Here is a 14,126-nt window from a genome sequence, read left to right as displayed (position 1 = left end):
GAGCACGCCCGACCCGGGCCCGAGAGAAAACGCGGACGAACGAGCGATCCACCGGCCTCGGGGTCCGCGTTTTCTGGCGCTCCGTCCGCGTTTTCTTCCGGGTACGCCCGGGTGGGCGGCCGCCGCTCACCGCGGCACCGGCGCCACCCGCCAGGTCTTGGTGCGCATCGGCTGACGAGCGAGGTGGGCGACCGCCTCGCCCCGGGTCCACCCGCGGTCCGGGAGTACCTGGGCCTCGACGTGGACGTCGAAGGACGCGAGGAACGGGAACGGGTCGACGACGACCACGCCGGGAGCGTCGACCCGCGCGACGAGCTGACGACGCTCGCCCCCCGGCCCCAGCCCCACGGCGGGGAGCCGCACCGACTCCGAGCGGTGGTCCACGCCGGTCAGCTGGGGTCCCCACGGGACGACGGGCTCGCGCGGCGCCGGCTCGTCCGGGACGACGCAGAGGAACAACGACAGGAGGTCCCACACCTGCAGCAGCTCGAAGTGGTGCCACAGCCGCGTCTCGAACAGCGCCCGGGGCTCCTGCTCCGTCCACACCTCCTCGCGCACGCCGATCCAGCGCTCCTCCTCCGCGCGCACGACCGCGGCCTGACGCGCTCGGTCCTCCGGGGTGCGTTCCAGTCGGGAGCCGGCTCGCGGACGCTGCCAGCGGCCGCGGTAGATCCCCGACCAGTGCATCCCGACGAGCAGGCCCGCGTAGGCGTCGAGCATCGACACCTTCTCCACCCCCGCTGCGTAGAGCGGGATGTGGCGGTCGATGTCGATGTCGAGGAAGTGCAGCGGGCGCCGCTCGAGCTCGTCGAACAGGAGCGCGCCGTCGAAGGACCGCCACCCCTCGTCGTGCTTGGCGGCGGCCAGGGCCACCGCCGGGACCGGCGACGGCGCGGCGAAGACCCCGCCGCCCCAGCGTTCCGCGAGCTCGCCGGCGATGCGGCCGTGCTCGACCTGGTGGATCAGCTCGATGTCCCCGCCGGTGCGGTTGACGATCACGACTCCTCCTGTCCCTCGGCCGCCTCGGCCACGATCTCCCTGGCCCGGCGCACCGTCGCCGGGTCGACCAGCGAGCCGGAGGCACCGGCGTACGCCGCCTTGCCGTCGGCCCTCGATGCCTCGAACTCCGCGAGCAGGGCGCGGGCGCGCTCGACCTCCTCCGCCGTGGGCGCGAACTCCGCGGCGATGACCGCGACCTGGCGCGGATGCACCGCCGTCCGGCCCCGGAAGCCCTGCCGGAACTGCACCTGGCAGGAGCGGCGCAGACCGTCCGGATCGTCCAGCACCGTGTGCACGGGACCGATGGGGCGCTCGATGCCGGCGAGCGCGGAGGCGAGGACGACCCGGTTGCGCAGGGGCGCCATCTCCTCCCGGTCGGGTCCGGGCACCATGCCGAGCTCCGCAGCGAGGTCGGCCTCGCCGATCGCGAGCCGGCGCACGCGCGGGTGCGCCGCGACCTGGTCCACCGTCGCGATCCCCCGGGCCGACTCCAGCAGGGCCACGACCCCCACGCTCCCCGGACGCAGCGAGCGGCGCGCCTCGAGCTCGTCGAGCCGCCGCGCCACCCGGTCGACCAGGTCGGGCTCGGCCTTGGGCACGACCACCGTGTGCAGGCCCGGACCCACGACGGCGTCCAGGTCGTCCTCCGGCTCCGCCGCGTCGATCCGCACCCACAGCTGGTGAGCCACTGACCCCGGGGGCGCGCCGGTCAGCGCGCCGACCAGTCGCCGGGCCTCGTCCTTGCGCGGAGGCGCCACCGCGTCCTCGAGGTCGAGGATCAACGCGTCGGCCCCCGACCGTGCGGCCTTCTCGGCCCAGCCCTCCCGGTCGCCGGGCACGTAGAGCAGCGACCGGGCGGGCCTGGTCGCGCCCGTCACCGGCCGGTCGGCCGGCGCAGGTACCGACCGGTCGGCTCGCCGACGACCTTGCCGTCCGCGAGCACGCGAGCGCCGCGCAGGAAGGTGTCGGTGACCTGGGCCGTGAGCTCCATCCCCTCGAAGGGCGTGTACTCCTGGGTCGACTCGCTCTCGCTCGCCCTCACCGTCCAGGTGTGGTCGGGGTCGACCAGCACGAGGTCCGCGTCGAAACCGACGGCCACGGCGCCCTTGGTGCGCAGCCCGAAGCGCTCCGCCGGGTTCCAGGCGGTGAGCCGGGCGACCTCGCCCATCGGCAGGCCGCGTGCTCCGCCCTCGCTGACCATGCCCGCCAGGAGGTACTCGGCGCCGCCGAAGCCGGACTTGGCGACGAACACGTCGTCGGCCGGCTCGCCGAACTTCAGCTCCTCGCGGCAGCACGCGTGGTCGCTGACGACCCAGCTGACCTCGCCGGCCAGCACGTGGCGCCACAGGGCCTCGACGTCCTCGCGCGGCCGGATCGGGGGGTTGACCTTCGCGCCGAGGCCCGACGCCGTGTCGATGTCGGCGAGCAGGTGCCCCACGGTGACCTCGCGCCGGAAGTCGACCTCCGGGAACGTCGCGGCCATGCGCAGCGCCGCGTCCATGGCCTTCGCGGACGACAGGTGCAGCAGGTTGATCGTCGGCAGGTCCGTCTCGTGGGCCAGGTAGGACGCGATGGTGACGGCCAGGCCCTCCGAGTGCTGCGGCCGGGAGGCGCTGTAGGCCGCGAGCCCGGTCAGCTCGCCCTGCTCCTCGACGAGCTTCGTGTACGCCGTCATGATCTCGGCGGTCTCGCAGTGCAGCGAGAGGGAGATCTCGTCCGCGAGCTCGGGGTGGTCCGCCCGCGCCTTCTGGACCGCACGCATGACGAACTCGAAGTGCGCCAGGTCGTAGCGCTCGTCCTCCGGGATCATCAGGAAGTCGCTCTGGCTGCTCGACCGGCCGTGCAGGCCGTGGCTGCCGTAGAACATGAAGATCTTGAAGGACGTCACCCCGTGGTCGGTGACGAGGTCGGACAGCTCGCCGAGGTGCTCCTTGCTCATCGGGGCCAGGTGGAAGCCGTAGTCGACGAACGAGCGGCCCTGCGAGGCCTCGAGCACCCGCGGGAAGAAGTCGCGGTAGGACCCGCCGCGGTTCAGGTAGTACTGACCGGTGCGCATGTAGTTCAGCGCCGTCGTCACGCCGCCCTGGGCGCACGCGCGGCTCTCGGTCTCGGCGTCGACGGAGAGCTCGTTGTAGATGCCCCAGTGCTGGTGGGCGTCGACGACGCCGGGGAAGAGCAGCCGGCCGGCGCCGTCGACGACCTCGGCGCCGTCCGTGTCGAGGTCGGCCCCGACGGCGGTGATCACGCCGTCGGTCACCGCGACGTCCCACGCCTGCGGTTCGGGGTGGTCGTGGTGGACCACGCGGACGTTGGTGATGACGAGGTCGGGGGTGCTCATCTCGATGTGCCTTTCGTCGTGGGTCGGTGGGGTCACCGGGTCGGGGTCCCGGCGAGCGCCGCGGTGGCGGCGGCCTGCATGAGGTCGCGGACCGAGCGCCGGCCGTCGAGCTCGCGGGCGAGCTGCTGGATGTCGGTGATGGCCGTGGCCTCGAGGAGGTCGCGGCAGTTCTCGCGGAACTTGGCGGCCAGGTCGTCGTCGGACAGCGGCCGCTCCGGGCCGCCCAGGTTGGCGAGGACCCGCTCGACGTGCTCGACGCCGTCGTGGGTCGTCAACCGCACCACCGCGGGGAACTGGTGCGGGAAGATCTGGTCGCACTCCTCGTCGGCGACGACCGTCACCTTCGCCATCAGGTCCCGCCGGCGGGGGTCCTGGGCGAGCTCGTCGGTGAAGTCCGCCAGCCCCAGACCGAGGCCGCGGCCCTCGTTGAGCAGCCCGGCGACCACGACGTAGGGGCCGCTGAACTGGGCCTGGTAGCCGGTCTGCGGAGCCCGCTTGACGTCGAGCGGCTCGCCGATCGTGCGGACGACGGCGGAGGGGACCCGCAGCTCGATCGCGGCGACGTCCTCCGGGCGTACGCCCTGCTGCGCGAAGCGCATGCCGGCGTCGGCGCTCGTGTGGGTGAAGTGGTTGGCCGGGTAGGGCTTGAAGAAGATCCCCGGCACCGCCCACGTCCGACCCAGGCCGTCCGTGACCTCGCCCAGGTCCGCCTCGCCGCGCAGGAACGCCTCGAAGAACCCGAACCGTCCCTCGAGCACGCTCGGCGGACCGGTGATCCCGCGCCGGACCATCTCGGTGGCCATGACGGCGGAGTGGGCCGCCCAGCCGCAGTGCATCCGCTTGACGGTGCCGCCCGTGCGGTTGGCCTCGATGATCCCGGCCGCCATCGACGCGGTCACCCCGAGCACGTCGACCACCTGGCTCTCGGAGAGGCCGCACAGCAGGGCGGCCGCGACCGCGGCGCCCATCGCGCCGCAGATCGAGGTGGCGTGCTGCCCGTGCTCGAAGAAGACCGAGTTGCCGAGCCGGCGGTCGTAGCCCGCCATGCCGAGCCGGCACGCGACCTCGAGGCCGACGCCGGCGGCGTCGAGCAGCGCCTCGGCGGGCGCGTCGACCATCTCCGCGACCGCGAGCGCCGCGGGCACCACCGCGGCGCTCGGGTGCAGCACCGACGGCAGGTGGGTGTCGTCGAAGTCGAGGGAGTGCGCCAGCACGCCGTTGAGGAGCGCGGCCTGCGCGGCGGGCACGCGGTCGGCGACACCGAAGGCGTACGCCTGCGGGGTGCCGCCCTGGGAGGCCACGAGGTCGACGACCGCGCGGCTCGTCTCGAGCCGCTGCGCGGCGAGGCACAGCCCGACCACGTCGAGCACCCGCTGCCGGACGCTCGCCCGGACCTGCTCGGGCGCGCCGACCCTGCGGGTCTCGACCGCGAACGCCGCCAGCTGCTGCGCCAGGGTCCGCTCAGCCACGGGACACCACCGCGAGGGGCCGCACGGGCGAGCCCGTCGCGCCGACGAGCGGGAGGGGCGAGAGCACGAAGGTGAACTCGTGGACCGCGGCCTGCGCCACGCCGTCGAGGTCGAGGGCCTCGACGATGTAGATGCCGCTCTCGACCAGCAGGACGCGGTGGGCCGGGAGGGACGCGTGCCCGGCCCCGGGGGCGAGCCGTTCGAAGGCGATCGTGTCCGCGCCGACGGCGTGCACGTCCCGGGCGGCGAGCCAGGCCGCGCCGGCCTCGCTCACGCCGGGCACACCGGACGCCGCGCCGCGGTAGACCGAGGGGTCGGGGTCGTGGAAGTGGCGGCCCCAGCCGCTGCGGATCAGCACCACGTCACCGGCGCCCACGTCGGTGCCCTGGCGCTCGACGGTCGCCTCGAGGTCCGCGACCGTGATCTCGTAGCCGGCCTCGCAGCCGTCCGCGAGGTCGAGCGTGGCAGGGACGTCCAGCAGCACGCCGCGCCGCACCATCGGGGCGATCGTGTGCACGCCGTGCTCGAGGTAGCGACCGCCGACGCCGGCCTGGGCGGCGTCGACGCCCCCGTGCAGCAGACCGTCCTGCGAGACGTGGGCGAGCGCGTCGATGTGGGTCCCCACGTGCGTGCCCATCGAGATGAAGTCGTTGGCGGCCGACCCGCCGTCGCCGCGCACCATGTCGCCGTGGCGGCGGGGCAGGGAGTGCCAGTACGCCGGGTGGTTCGGCGACTGCGGCATCCCGATGCTGAGGGGGCGGCCGAGGTCGTGCACCTCGACGCCCTGCTGCACGGCGGCGAGCAGCGGGTCGGTGGTCGTGCGGGTGGTCGTGGTCATCCGGGTGGTCCCCAGTTCTCTTCGATCGCGGAGGTCGTCGTGGGTGGGTGCGCGCGGCACCGTCGCGTCAGGTGACCACGCCGCGCTCCCGCAGCTCGGCGACGCGGTCCGGGGCGATCCCCGCCTCGCGGAGGACGGCGTCGGTGTCGGCGCCGAGCGGGCGACCGGTGAACCGGATGCTCCCCGGCGTCTCGGACATCCCCCACAGGGGCCCGTGCATCGCCAGCTCACCGAGCTCGTCGTCCTCGACGAACGTGATCATCCCGGTGGCCAGGACGTGCTCGTCCTCGACGATGTCGCGTGCGTCGTAGACCGGCGCCACGGCGGCACCCGCCTCGGAGAACGCGGCCGTCACGTCGGCGCGGGTGCGCTCGCGGATCCAGGAGCCCACGTAGTCGTCGAGCAGGTCCGCGTGCTGCGCACGCTGGCGGCCGCTGACGAACCACGGCTCGTCGATGACCTCGGGGTGGCCGACGAGACGCAGGACCCGCTCGGCGATGGCCTGGGCGCTCGTCGAGATGGCGACCCAGTGGCCGTCCTTGGTCTCGTACGTGTTGCGCGGGCTGTTGTTGACCGACCTGTTGCCCTGCCGCATCCCGATCTCGCCGGTCTGCTGGTACGCGGTCGGACCCGGCCCGACGGCCGTCATGATGGGCGCCAGCAGGTTGATGTCGAGCACCTGCCCGCGGCCGCTCTGCTCCCGGGCGTACAGCGCCATCGAGATGGCCGACGACGCGGCCATGCCGGCGATCGTGTCGGCCAGCCCGAACGCCGGCAGCGTCGGCGGCCCCCCGGGGTCACCCGTCAGGTGGGCGAAGCCGCTCATGGCCTCGGCCAGGGTGCCGAAGCCCGCCCGCGCCGAGTACGGCCCGGTCTGGCCGAACCCCGTCACCCGGGCGACGACGAGACGGGGGTTCTCCTCGATCAGCGAGGCCGGGTCGAGACCCCAGCGCTCGAGGGTGCCCGGGCGGAAGTTCTCGACGAGGACGTCGGCATCGCGGAGCAGGGTCCGCAGCACCTCCGCGCCCTCGGGCTTGCCGAGGTCGATCGCCACCCCGCGCTTGTTGCGGGACACCTCCTTCCACCACAGCGGCACGTCGCCGTTGACCGGGCCGTGGCCGCGCATGCTGTCGCCGAGCCGGGGGTGCTCCACCTTGATCACGTCGGCGCCGTAGTCGCCGAGGATCTGGCAGGCCAGCGGTCCGGCCAGGATGGTGGAGACGTCCAGCACCCGGACCCCGTGCAGCGGCCCGCGGGCGGTGTCGGTGGGGGTGTCGGTCGCGACGGTCATGAGGGGTCCTCCCGGGAGGGCTTGTAGCCGAGCTCGGCGCTGATCTCGGCGGCGGTCTTGAGGACGAGGCGGGCGTACTCCTCGTACGCCTCGGGGGTGAAGCGGTCCCGCGGGCCGCACAGCGAGATCGACCCGAAGGCCTCGCCGGAGGCGCGGTAGAGGGGGGCGGCGACGCTGCCGGCGCCGGACTGCCGCTCCCCCGCGCTGACGGCGTAGCCGAGCTCGCGGACCCGCTCGAGGTCGGCGCGCAGCGCGACGGGGTCGGTGATCGTCTGGGCGGTGACCCGCTCCAGCGCGGCGGTCGCGAGGTACGCGTCCAGCTCGGCCTCGCCGAGGTGGGCCAGGATCGCCTTGGACGACGAGCCCGCGTGCAGCGGGTGCGAGGTGCCCAGCGAGATCGACATGCGGATCTCGTGGGAGGACAGCACCTGGTCGACGTACACCCGGGCGGATCCGTTGCGGACCGACAGCGTGGCCGTCTCCCCGGTCGCGGCGACCAGCCGATCGAGGTGGGGCCGGGCGATCTTGGGCACGTCGAGGTCGCGCAGCGCCGCCAGCCCCAGCGTCAGCGACGACGGGCCGAGGCGGTACCGCTTGGTGCGGTCGTCGAAGACGAGGTAGTCGGCCGCCGTGAACTCCTTGAGGATCCGGTGGGCGACGGCCTTGGGCAGGTCGAGGTCGCGGGCGATGGTCGAGACGCCGAGCCGGGTGGGCGAGCGCTCGGCGATCAGGCTCAGCACGGCCATCGCTCGCAGCAGTCCCGACCTCGGGTCGGCGGGTGTCCGTTCCATGGCTCCTCCTCGAGCGTCGTGGTCGTCTGTCGGTCGCGCTGCCCCGGGTGCCGTGTCGTGGGTGCTCACGGGCCCGGCGCGGTGCGGACCGCCACGGGGATGTTCCCGCGTGTCGCCCGCGAGTAGGGACAGGTCGCGTGCGCCAGGTCGACCAGCCGGCTGAGCTCGGCCGGCTCGCACTCCGGCGCCGCCACCTCCAGCTCGACGGCGATCGAGTACGCCTGGTCCGCGCCGACGACGAGGCTGACGGATGCCGTCGTGGTGCTGCGCCCCACGCGTACGCCCTCGCGGCGGGCGACGACCTGCAGCGCGCTGTCGAAGCACGCTGCGTACCCGGCCGCGAAGAGCTCCTCGGGATCGGTACCCGCCTCGGTCCCACGCTCGGCGGGGCGGGCCAGGGCGAGCTCGAGGCTCCCCGTCGTGGAACGGGCGCGGCCGCCACGGCCGCCGACGACCTCGACGCTGGCGGTGTACAGCACCGTGGGCGCGGCGGCGCCCGCACCTGCGGCAGCTCCGGAGGCCGCACCGTGGAACGCGAGGGCACGCGCACCGACGGCCGTCGCGAACTCGTGCGGGTGCTCCGCGGCGGCGAAGTCGGTTCCCGGGACGACGTCGAGCCCGGCCCACGGGAGGGCGGCGGTGACCGTGTCGGTGAAGCGGTGCACCAGGTCCTGCGCCCCGTGGACGAGCGCCGTCGGCACGCCACGGAGCGCCTCGACGTCGACGGTGTGCTCGAAGACCGCCCGGTAGGCGGTGCCGTAGTCCGGCCCGGTCGCCAGGTACTCCAGGACCTGACGGTCGACCTCGTCGACGTCGGAGTCGGGGTAGAGGCCGCGGACCCGGTCCCAGATCGTCGTCAGGTGCGACCCGTCGATGCTCGGCTCGTACCCCGGGGCGTACCCCGCTCGCTTCTCCGCCCGCTCCTCGTCGGAGTAGAGCGGCAGGCCCTGCAGCACCAGTCCGCGGACGCTCCTGGGGCGACGCCGCGCGACCTCGCAGGCCACCACGGCCCCGGTGTGCTGCCCGAGCAGCACGACCTCGTCGAGCCCCAGGGCGTCGAGCAGGTGCCCGACACCGTCCGCGTAGTCGCCGATGGACCATGGCTGCGGCGTCGGGTCGGACATCCCGAACCCGGGGGTGTCCGGGGCGACCACCCGCAGGCCCTGGGCCGCGAGCAGCCCCAGCACCGGCTCGAAGGTGGCCGACGACAGCGGCGACTGGTGCAGCAGCACCACGGCGGGGTCGGCGGGGTCGCCCGCGAGGCGCAGGTGCACCTGCCCCCAGGGCAGGGTGACGTACGCCCGCTGCGAGGTCCCGCCGAGGTTCCTCACGCGGACGCCTCCGCAGCCATGGCGGCCATGACCGCGATGACGTGCCTGATGCCGTTGCGGTAGTCGTCGAGGCGGATGTTCTCGTTCGGACCGTCGATGCCCGAGTCGGCGCGGGAGACGCCGACGCCGACGATCGGGAGGCCGGCCAGCACCCCCTGGTTGCCGATCCACTGCGTGTAGGGCTCGACCACGGGCTCCGTGCCGTACGTCTCCCGCGCGGTGCGCGCGACGAGGTCGACGAAGGGGTGGTCGGGGTCGGTGCGGTTGGGCCGGCTGCGCGCCATCACGTCGACGGTGACGTCGCCGAACCCGCCGGCGACGAGGTGCTTCTCGATGGCCGCCAGGACGGCGTCGGGGTCCTGGCCGGCGACCAGTCGCACCTCCACCTTGGCGGTCGCGGTCGCGGGGATCCCCAGGGTCACGTCGTCGGCGGTGTTGCCGCCCTCGACGGCGGCGATGGTGAGCGTCGGACGCACGCGGATGGCGCTGGCGGCCGCTGCCGCGTCCTCGTCGTGGCGGAACCGCTCCACCCCGGCCCGCTCGAGCAGGAAGTCGACGTCGAACGGCAGCTGGGCGAGCAGCTCGGCCACGCGGGGCGTCGGCTCCTCGACGCCGTCGGCGAACCCCGGGACCACGCAGTCGCCGTTCTCGTCCTGGAGCGAGGCCAGGGCGGCGACGAGGCGGGTGGTGGCCGAGGGCAGCAGCGCCGTGTTCTGGCTGGTGAGCTCGCGCGAGATCGTCGTCGCCGTCAGGCGCAGGTAGAGCACGCCCTTCTCGGACAGCTTGAGCAGCAGCCGGCCGTCCGCGTCGAGCCACGAGTTCTCCCACAGGGAGGCGTCCGCGTCGAGCTCCTCGCGGTGCGCCTCGACGAACGACCCGAGGCCGGGGCTGTGGAGCCACTGCTTGCCCTCGAAGAGGAAGCGGCTGGTCACGGGGGGCTCCTGGCCGGAGAGCCGCCAGGCCGCCGCCGCGTGGATGCGCGACATGAGCGCCCCCTTGTCGTCACCGACCCCGCGGGCGTACAGGCGGCCGTCGACGATCTCGGCCGCGTACGGCGGGACGATCCACTGGTCGTCGTCACCGGTCGGCTCGACCTCGACGTCGTAGTGGTTGAAGTGCAGGAGCCGCTGCGGGCCACCGGTGATCTCACCGATCACGTAGGGGTGCGACTGCTCCCACTCGACGACCTGCGAGCTGCCGCCCCAGCGCTCCAGGGAGCGCCCGATGAAGTCGGCCGTCGCGACCATCTGGTCGGGCTCGTGCCGACGGCTGCGGATGCGGCACAGCTCCTGCAGCTCGGCGACGAACTCGTCGAGGTGCTCGTCGACGGCGGCGAGCGCCGCCTCGATGTCGAATGTCATGTCTGTCCTCCGTGGAAATTGGTCGAGCCGCCGGGCCGGGGTCAGTGGATGGTGACGCCGCCGTCGACGAAGACGGTCTGGCCCGTCACCATCGCGGCCCCGGGGCCCAGCAGGTAGGCGATGGCTTGCGCGACGTCGTCGGCCGTCGCCATCCGCCCGAGCGGGATGCTCGCGAGCTTGTCGTCCATGTACGCGTCGTCGGCGCGCACGTCGGTCGTCATCGCGGTGGGCACGATGGTCGGCCCGACGGCGTTCACGCGGATGCCGTCGGGTGCCCACTCCAGCGCGAGCACCCGGGCGAGGTGCATGACGCCGGCCTTGCTGACGCAGTACCCGGCGCTCCCCCGCACCGCGACGTGCCCGTTCGTGGACCCGAGGTTCACGACCGAGCCGCTGGTCTGCTTGAGGGCGGGGTAGGCGGCCTGGCTGACGCGGAACGTGCCCGTCAGGTTGATGTCGACGACGTCGACGAAGTCGGCCTCGCTCATCTCCGCCGCGGCGCCGCGCCGGACGATCCCGGCGTTGTTGACGAGGTGGTCCAGGCGGCCGTGCCGCTCGAGCACCTCCTCGACCAGCCGCCGGCACGAGGCGACGTCGCGGACGTCGACGTGGTGGTGGCTGTGCGGACCCTCGGGCGGGCCCGCCTGCCAGGCGTCGACCGGCACGACGTCGGCGAGCGCGACGGTCGCGCCCCGCTGCGCCAGCAGGTCGGCCACGACCCGCCCGATGCCCTGCGCCGCGCCGGTGACGAGCGCGACCTTCCCGGCGAAGTCGCCCGCGACGGTCGCGGTCACGCGCCGACCACGTGGCTCTGCTCGGCCCAGAAGGTGACGCGCTTCTGGATGATCCGCACCAGCGCGTGGGCGACCAGACCGAGCACCGACAGGACGATGAGGACGGCGAACATGCCGGGGATGTCGAAGTTGTAGTTGGTCTGCAGCAGCAGGTAGCCGAGGCCCTCCTGCGCACCGATGAACTCACCCACGACCGCGCCGAGGATCGCGAAGACGATGCCGATGTCGATGCCGGCGAAGATGAAGGGCATCGCGCTCGGCAGCTGCACCTTCTTGAAGATCTGCCACCGGCCGGCGCCGAACACCTTGAGCATCTGGATGCGGTCGGCGTCGGCCGAGCGCAGCCCCTCGACGACGTTGATGAGCATCGGGAAGAAGCAGATCACCGCGGCCATCACGATCTTGCTGGTGAGACCGAAGCCGAACCACACCACGAACAGCGGCGCGAGCGCGACCTTCGGGATGGTCTGGAAGGCGACGATGTAGGGCATCAGCGTCTTCTCGACGATCGAGATCTGCGAGATCGCGGTGCCGAGCACGATCGCGGCGGTGATGCCGATCGCGAACCCTGCGGCCGCCTCCTGGAAGGTCACCCAGAAGTGGCCCCAGAAGGTCGAGTCGCCGAGCTGCACCTGGAGCTGCTCGAGGATCGCGCTCGGCGGGGGAAGGACGTAGGCCTCGACGTCGAAGAGCTGGACCCCGAACTCCCAGGCCAGCACCACGACGACGAAGACGGCGGGCACGAGGACCAGCTCGGGCTTGGCGCGCAGCCGCGCCGACAGCGGCAGCTTCGCGACGGCCGGGGAGCTCGTCGCTCCCGCCGCGGCGGGGGTCTTCGCGTCGGTCTCCGGGGGCGTCTGAACGGTACTCATATCAACCTCAATCGATGACGCTGGCGTTGAAGTGCTTGCGGATGCGCTCGACGTAGACCCCGGCGGCGTCGCTCGACATCATCCGCAGCTCGCGCGGACGCGGGAGGTCGATGTCGAGGATCTCGGCGATCCGCCCGGGCCGCGGGCTCATCACGACCACGCGGTCGGACAGGAACACGGCCTCGGGGATGGAGTGGGTGACCAGGACGATGGTCGCCGCGTTCTCCTTCCAGATCCGGAGCAGCTCGAGGTTCATGTACTCCCGGGTCATGGCGTCCAGCGCACCGAACGGCTCGTCCATCAGGATCACCGCGGGGTCGTGGACGAGCGCACGGCAGATGCCGGCACGCTGCTGCATGCCACCGCTGAGCTCGGCGGGGTACTTGTCCTGGAACTCGCCCAGGCCGACCATCTCGAGCAGCTCGTCGGCACGCTTGCGCGCCTTCTTCTTGTCCAGCTTCTGGATCTCCGCCGGCACCATGACGTTGTCGAGGATGGAGCGCCAGGGCAGCAGGGTGGCGGCCTGGAACACCATGCCCACCTCGGGGATCGGCCGGTCGACCTGCCGTCCCGCGATGCTGACCTCGCCGCTCGTGCGCTTGATCAGCCCGGCGAGGATCTTCAGCAGGGTGGTCTTCCCGCAGCCGGACGGGCCGACCACCGAGACGAACTCGCCCCGCCGGACGTTCAGGTCGATGTCGGAGAGCGCGTGGGTGGGGGCCGAGCGGGCCGGCCGGTAGACCTTCTCCAGGCTCTTCACCCGGATCCAGGACGGGTCCGCCTCGGATGATCCTGCTGCTGGTGCGGCGTGCTCCGCGACGGGGGTCACGGGTGCGGTGTGGCTCATGAGGGTTCCTTCGCTTCGGCGTTGCGACGGTCGTGCGCGAGGGGGGTCACTCGGACCAGGAGTCGGCCTGCTCGATCACCTCGGCGGCGTCGAAGTCGTTGGCGGCCTCGAGGAGGTCCGAGGTCCAGACGTCGTCGATGGGGAGCGGCTCGGTGATCTGCTCGGCCCCGACCGTGTACTCCTGGGTCTTGTCCCAGTCCTCGTCCGGGATCGCGCCCCAGTCGCTCCAGCTCGACGGGTCGCCCGAGGTCGGGGTCGCCGAGGCCAGCCACGCCTCGAGGCTCGCGAGGTCGCTGGGCAGGCGGTCCTCCACGCTGGCGCCGCCGAGCAGCGACGGGAAGACCTTGTAGCCGATCCGCATCGCCGCCTCGGGGTTCTGCGCCGAGAAGAGCATCGCCTTGTAGGAGGCCCGCAGGAAGCCCTCGACGTTCTCCTGGTTCTCCTCGACCGCGTCCTGGGTGACGGCGAACGAGAGGGACCGGATCCCCTGGAAGATGTCGGGGTTCTCGAGGTACGCGAGCTCCGTGCCGCTCGACTCGATGACGCTGTACGCCTGTCCGTAGAGGGCGAGCGCGTCGACGTCCCCGCTGCTCAGCGCGCTGGCGGCCTGGGCCCCGACACCGACGGGGAGCAGCTGGACGTCCTGCTCGGGCTCGAGCCCGGCGTCGCGGATGAAGGCGCGGGCGTACGGCGCGCTGCCGGAGGCCAGCGAGATGACGCCGACCTTCTTGCCGTCGAGGTCCTCGGGCGACTGGATGTCGCTGCCGGGCAGGGTGGCGAACTGCCACGGCCAGTTCTGCACCAGGCCGCCGACGGTGACCACCCCGACGTTCTTGTCGACCGCCGAGAGGATCGAGCCCGTGTCGGCCGCGGTGATGTCCGCCTGGCCCGTGCCGACCGCCTGGACCGCGGCGACGGAGCCGTCGGCGTTCGCCGTGTCGACGGTGATGCCCTCCTCCTCGAAGTAGCCCATCTCCTGGGCGACCGCGTACACGGCCACCTCTTCCTTGGGGCCGAGCACGGCGGCCGCGATGACCATCGTGAACTCGTCGTCGGCGCCGCCCCCGCCGCCGGATCCGCAGGCGGCCAGGACGGGGGTGAGGGTGGCGAGCGCGAGTGCGCCGGCCCGGAGTCGGAGCGTCATGTCGGTTCTCGATTCGTTTGACCGGGCGGGGCCCGGAGGACGTGAGGGATG

13 protein-coding genes are annotated in these 14,126 nt (G+C 72.9%); all 13 read right to left on the bottom strand.

Annotated features, from left to right (window positions below):
* Positions 1-126: 126 nt before the first annotated feature.
* On the bottom strand, positions 127-999 hold the full coding sequence (locus RDV89_RS11045; protein WP_315733099.1) for a DUF3891 family protein: 873 nt from the start codon (positions 997-999) through the stop codon (positions 127-129).
* Positions 996-1,877, bottom strand: a complete 882-nt coding sequence (locus tag RDV89_RS11040; protein ID WP_315733098.1) for an HpcH/HpaI aldolase/citrate lyase family protein — start codon at positions 1,875-1,877, stop codon at positions 996-998. Before RDV89_RS11040 ends, RDV89_RS11045 begins: the two co-directional genes overlap by 4 nt.
* A complete protein-coding gene (locus RDV89_RS11035) occupies positions 1,874-3,337 on the bottom strand; it encodes a dihydroorotase (RefSeq protein WP_315733097.1) in 1,464 nt (487 codons plus the stop codon). Before RDV89_RS11035 ends, RDV89_RS11040 begins: the two co-directional genes overlap by 4 nt.
* 32 nt (positions 3,338-3,369) lie before the next feature.
* Positions 3,370-4,806: an MmgE/PrpD family protein gene (locus tag RDV89_RS11030; RefSeq protein ID WP_315733096.1), complete on the bottom strand. Its 1,437-nt coding sequence runs from the start codon at positions 4,804-4,806 to the stop codon at positions 3,370-3,372.
* The gene (locus RDV89_RS11025) at positions 4,799-5,644 is read right to left on the bottom strand and encodes a cyclase family protein (RefSeq protein ID WP_315733095.1); all 846 of its coding nucleotides are present in this window, start codon (positions 5,642-5,644) and stop codon (positions 4,799-4,801) included. The genes RDV89_RS11030 and RDV89_RS11025 overlap by 8 nt, the downstream gene beginning before the upstream one ends.
* Before the next feature lie 67 nt (positions 5,645-5,711).
* Positions 5,712-6,935 carry a CaiB/BaiF CoA transferase family protein gene (locus RDV89_RS11020; RefSeq protein WP_315733094.1) on the bottom strand — a complete coding sequence of 408 codons (1,224 nt, stop codon included), beginning with the start codon at positions 6,933-6,935 and terminating at the stop codon, positions 5,712-5,714.
* A complete protein-coding gene (locus RDV89_RS11015; protein WP_315733093.1) occupies positions 6,932-7,726 on the bottom strand; it encodes an IclR family transcriptional regulator in 795 nt (264 codons plus the stop codon). The genes RDV89_RS11020 and RDV89_RS11015 overlap by 4 nt, the downstream gene beginning before the upstream one ends.
* A gap of 65 nt (positions 7,727-7,791) precedes the next feature.
* A complete protein-coding gene (locus tag RDV89_RS11010; RefSeq protein WP_315733092.1) occupies positions 7,792-9,057 on the bottom strand; it encodes an Ohr family peroxiredoxin in 1,266 nt (421 codons plus the stop codon).
* Positions 9,054-10,418 carry a M20/M25/M40 family metallo-hydrolase gene (locus tag RDV89_RS11005; protein ID WP_315733091.1) on the bottom strand — a complete coding sequence of 455 codons (1,365 nt, stop codon included), beginning with the start codon at positions 10,416-10,418 and terminating at the stop codon, positions 9,054-9,056. The genes RDV89_RS11010 and RDV89_RS11005 overlap by 4 nt, the downstream gene beginning before the upstream one ends.
* Before the next feature lie 41 nt (positions 10,419-10,459).
* Positions 10,460-11,212 carry an SDR family NAD(P)-dependent oxidoreductase gene (locus RDV89_RS11000; protein WP_315733090.1) on the bottom strand — a complete coding sequence of 251 codons (753 nt, stop codon included), beginning with the start codon at positions 11,210-11,212 and terminating at the stop codon, positions 10,460-10,462.
* The gene (locus RDV89_RS10995) at positions 11,209-12,084 is read right to left on the bottom strand and encodes an ABC transporter permease (RefSeq protein ID WP_315733089.1); all 876 of its coding nucleotides are present in this window, start codon (positions 12,082-12,084) and stop codon (positions 11,209-11,211) included. Before RDV89_RS10995 ends, RDV89_RS11000 begins: the two co-directional genes overlap by 4 nt.
* A gap of 7 nt (positions 12,085-12,091) precedes the next feature.
* On the bottom strand, positions 12,092-12,931 hold the full coding sequence (locus RDV89_RS10990; RefSeq protein WP_315733088.1) for an ABC transporter ATP-binding protein: 840 nt from the start codon (positions 12,929-12,931) through the stop codon (positions 12,092-12,094).
* Between the two features lie 46 nt (positions 12,932-12,977).
* Entirely contained in the window at positions 12,978-14,075 is a 1,098-nt protein-coding gene (locus RDV89_RS10985; RefSeq protein WP_315733087.1) for an ABC transporter substrate-binding protein, read from the bottom strand.
* Positions 14,076-14,126 lie beyond the last annotated feature (51 nt).

This window comes from Nocardioides imazamoxiresistens, from assembly GCF_032378595.1.
Taxonomy (GTDB): domain Bacteria; phylum Actinomycetota; class Actinomycetes; order Propionibacteriales; family Nocardioidaceae; genus Nocardioides; species Nocardioides imazamoxiresistens.
The sequence above is the reverse complement of the archived record's forward strand: the minus strand, read 5'-3'. Positions and strand labels throughout refer to the sequence as shown.

Excerpts from the sequence above, each read along its gene's own strand:
- RDV89_RS11025 (WP_315733095.1), bottom strand. The coding sequence starts at position 5,644 with ATGACCACGACCACCCGCACGACCACCGACCCGCTGCTCGCCGCCGTG.
- RDV89_RS11035 (WP_315733097.1), bottom strand. The coding sequence starts at position 3,337 with ATGAGCACCCCCGACCTCGTCATCACCAACGTCCGCGTGGTCCACCAC.
- RDV89_RS10985 (WP_315733087.1), bottom strand. The coding sequence starts at position 14,075 with ATGACGCTCCGACTCCGGGCCGGCGCACTCGCGCTCGCCACCCTCACC.
- RDV89_RS11005 (WP_315733091.1), bottom strand. The coding sequence starts at position 10,418 with ATGACATTCGACATCGAGGCGGCGCTCGCCGCCGTCGACGAGCACCTC.
- RDV89_RS10995 (WP_315733089.1), bottom strand. The coding sequence starts at position 12,084 with ATGAGTACCGTTCAGACGCCCCCGGAGACCGACGCGAAGACCCCCGCC.
- RDV89_RS11020 (WP_315733094.1), bottom strand. The coding sequence starts at position 6,935 with ATGACCGTCGCGACCGACACCCCCACCGACACCGCCCGCGGGCCGCTG.
- RDV89_RS10990 (WP_315733088.1), bottom strand. The coding sequence starts at position 12,931 with ATGAGCCACACCGCACCCGTGACCCCCGTCGCGGAGCACGCCGCACCA.
- RDV89_RS11015 (WP_315733093.1), bottom strand. The coding sequence starts at position 7,726 with ATGGAACGGACACCCGCCGACCCGAGGTCGGGACTGCTGCGAGCGATG.